We start from the raw sequence: 3,275 nt of genomic DNA on the forward strand, positions 1-3,275 counted from the left end.
CGAGCTCCGCCATCGCAAAATAGGCCGACGCCTTCCTCAGGATCTCGTTGGCCTGCCGGAGTTCGCGGTTCTCGCGCTCCAGCGCCTTGATCCGCTCCCGCTCCTCCGTCGTTGGTCCAGCCCGCTGGCCTTGGTCACGCTCGGCTTGCCGGACCCAGTTCCGCAGCGTCTCGCCCGAGCAGCGTATGCGTCCGGCGAAGGCCGCCTTGCTCAACTATCATTCGGCGTCCAGCTTTTTGGTTATCTGATCCGGCATTGGTGCCGGCATCGATGCTGGAGATGTTTTGGTGGACGATGGGACCTACGTCCGGCGCCGCCATTGGAGCCCCCAGGAGAAGCGCGCTGTCGTGACGGAAGCGCTGGCCAGCGGCAACGTGATCGCGACGGCCAAGCGCCACGGCATCCAGGCGCAGCAGATCTATCGCTGGCGCGAGCGGCTGGAGGCGCGGTCGGCCCCCGGCGGCTTCCTGGCCGTCGCGGTCGCGTCGGATCTGGGGCGGTCCAGTCCGGCACCGCTGCCGGCACCCGTGCTGGATGGCGCGAGTAGGGATCGAGATCCAGCCTCACGGCTGGAGCGGTCGCCCCGGTTGGAGATCGTCCTCTCGGCCGGCCGCCGGATCATCGTCGAAGGCGGGGTCGAGATCGACGCGGTGCTTGCGTTGGCGCGGGGTCTGGAGGCTCTGGGATGATCCCGGTTCCGCTCGGGGTAAAGGTCTGGTTGGCCACAGGTCACACCGACATGAGGAAGGGGTTCGCGTCGCTGGCCCTGTTGGCGCAGGAGGTGTTGAAGCGTGATCCGCTCGGTGGCCACGTCTTCTGCTTCCGTGGGCGCCGGGGCGACCTCTTGAAGGTGATCTGGCACGACGGGCAGGCGGCGAGCCTCTACGTGCGGCGGCTGGAGAAGGGCCGCTTCCTGTGGCCCTCGCCGGCCGACGGGGTCATCGCGATCACGCCGGCGCAGATGGGGTATCTGCTCTCGGGCATCGACTGGCGCAATCCGGTGGAGACCTGGCGTCCGACGGTGATCGGATAAAACGTCGCGCCTTGTTTTTGCCGGCGGATGTGATTCCCTTTCGTTGTGAGCACGCCCACCGAAGCACCCCTGCCGCCGACGCTGCCGAGCGATCTGGCGGCGGCGCATGCGATGATCCTGCTGGAGCGCCGGACGAGGATCGAGGCGCAAGCCGAGGCTCGCGTGGCCAAGGCTGCAGAGTCATCGACCGAGGCGACGATCACGCATCTGAGGCTGATGATCGAGAAGCTCAGGCGCGAGCTCTATGGTCGGCGTTCCGAGCGCATCGGACGCCTCCTCGACCAGATGGAACTTCAGCTCGAAGAGCTGGAGGCCAAGGCGACCGAGGACGAGATCGCCGCGGAGGCTGCGGCGCTGCAGGCTTCATTGCCGGCTCCGGCGCCACGCCGCCGTCCGTCACGCAAGCCCTTCCCGGAACACCTGCCGCGCGAGCGCATCGTGGTGCCGACGCCGACCACCTGCCCATGCTGCGGCTCCATGAAGCTGTCGAAGCTCGGCGAAGACGCCGAGACCTTGGAGGTCGTGCCGCGCAGCTGGAAGGTGATCCAGACCGTGCGCGAGAAGTTCACCTGCCGCGCGTGCGAGGCGATCTCGCAGCCGCCGGCGCCCTTCCATGTGACCCCGCGCGGCTTCGTCGGGCCGAACCTGCTGGCCATGGTGCTGTTCGAGAAGTTTGGTCAGCATCAACCGCTCAACCGTTAGAGCGAGCGTTACGGCCGCGAGGGCATCGACCTCTCGGTCTCGACGCTGGCCGACCAGGTCGGCGCGGCGACCGTGGCGCTTGGGCCGTTGCACGATCTGATCGCCCGGCATGTGATGACGGCCGATAGGCTCCACGCCGACGACACCACGGTGCCGATCCTAGCCAAAGGCAAAACCGATACGGGCCGGATCTGGACCTATGTGCGCGACGACCGGCCCTTTGGCGGGGCCGATCCGCCCGCGGCGCTCTACTTCGCCTCGCACGACCGGCGGCACGAACATCCGGACGCGCACCTCGCGGCTTGGTCCGGCATCCTGCAGGCCGACGCCTATGGCGGATACAACGGGCTCTAAGATCTCGCGCGTCCGGGTGGACGGGTCGTGCCGGCGCTGTGTTGGTCCCATGCCCGTCGCGGCTTCTTCGAACTCGCCGACATCGCCGCGAGCGCACGGCGGGGCCGGGGCGCCGCGCCCGTGTCGCCGATCGCCTTGGAGGCGGTCGCGCGCATCGATCTCCTCTTTGCCATCGAACGCGAGATCAACGGTCTGAGCGCTGACGCGCGCCGCCAGGTCCGATGGGAGCGTAGCCGCCCGCTGGTCGAGGACCTGCGCGTCTGGCTTGGTGAGCAGCGCGTCGGGCTCTCGCGCTCGGCGACCGTCGCCAAACCGATCGACTACATGCTCAGGCGCTGGGACAGCTTCGCCTCGTTCCTCGACGACGGACGGGCTTGCCTGTCGAACAATGCCGCCGAGCGGGCGCTCGGAGGTTTTGCCCTTGGTCGAAAAGCATGGCTGTTTGCGGGCTCCAGCCGCGGCGCCGAGCGTACCGCCGCCATGGCGACGCTGATCCAGACGGCAAAGCTCAACGATGTCGACCCGCAGGTCTGGCTCGCCGACGTGCTGGCCCGCATCGCCGAGCATCCGATCCATCGGCTCGACGAACTGCTGCCGTGGAATTGGCGCGCGCCGTCGACCGCCACCATCGCGGCCTAACGGTGCACATCAACAAGGTCCACTCGGTGCGGACCTTGGCGCTCGTCGCGCGTGAACTCGGCGAGGACGCCGAATGGCTCGCCGATCTCGCGTCCGAGCTGGAGCCCGAAGACGGCCTGATCTGGGTCTACGATCCGGAGCACCAGGACGGAACCATGGGCTTCTCGGAGTTCGGAATCGAAAGCCTTCGTAACCTCATAGATATCCACCGCAGCACAACGAAATAGCGCTGCCGCGGCTCACGCCGGATGAGTACGGTCCGCATGCACCTCGACGTGCTGCGAGCGCCGGTCGCCGCCCTGCGGCTTGGCCGCCACCCGACCCTCCTGCCCGAAGCTCTCCTGCAAACGGATGGCGCTGGACGGGCTGCCCCGAAGCGGCGCGCTCCGCCACGACGCGAGGATCCTTCCTCAACAGCGTGTACGACGCGCTCACGCAGATCGGACGATAACGGCGACGACATCGGCCCTCCTGTCGAAAGCCGACAGGGAATCAGATCAGCCCGCTCCCGAAAACCCGGGCCGACTCCGCGTGGTCGGCGTTCGCT

General features: G+C 67.7%; 3 protein-coding genes and 2 pseudogenes. 4 read left to right on the forward strand and 1 reads right to left on the reverse strand.

Going from position 1 to position 3,275, the window contains the following annotated elements; all coding sequences use genetic code 11:
* A pseudogene (locus MHA02_RS21750) lies at positions 1–190 on the reverse strand (transposase); the annotation flags it as partial.
* A 97-nt stretch (positions 191–287) separates the two neighbouring features.
* Between MHA02_RS21750 and MHA02_RS21755 the strand changes: the two are divergent.
* The 4 genes and pseudogenes from MHA02_RS21755 to MHA02_RS21770 all read left to right on the forward strand — a co-directional run bounded on the left by MHA02_RS21755 (position 288) and on the right by MHA02_RS21770 (position 2,955).
* On the forward strand, positions 288–689 hold the full coding sequence (locus MHA02_RS21755; protein ID WP_170249440.1) for a transposase: 402 nt from the start codon (positions 288–290) through the stop codon (positions 687–689).
* On the forward strand, positions 686–1,033 hold the full coding sequence (gene tnpB / locus MHA02_RS21760; protein ID WP_147082661.1) for an IS66 family insertion sequence element accessory protein TnpB: 348 nt from the start codon (positions 686–688) through the stop codon (positions 1,031–1,033). Before MHA02_RS21755 ends, tnpB begins: the two co-directional genes overlap by 4 nt.
* Positions 1,034–1,144: 111 nt before the next feature.
* Positions 1,145–2,728 (forward strand): annotated as a pseudogene (gene tnpC / locus MHA02_RS21765) (IS66 family transposase).
* Positions 2,729–2,730: 2 nt separating this feature from the next.
* Entirely contained in the window at positions 2,731–2,955 is a 225-nt protein-coding gene (locus MHA02_RS21770) for a hypothetical protein (RefSeq protein WP_147082663.1), read from the forward strand.
* The last annotated feature ends 320 nt before the right edge of the window (positions 2,956–3,275 follow it).

The organism is Methylobacterium haplocladii (assembly GCF_007992175.1).
GTDB classification, from domain to species: Bacteria; Pseudomonadota; Alphaproteobacteria; order Rhizobiales; family Beijerinckiaceae; genus Methylobacterium; species Methylobacterium haplocladii.

Bases quoted from the DNA above. Each gene is read 5' to 3' on its own strand.
- tnpB (WP_147082661.1), top strand. From the start codon at position 686: ATGATCCCGGTTCCGCTCGGGGTAAAGGTCTGGTTGGCCACAGGTCAC.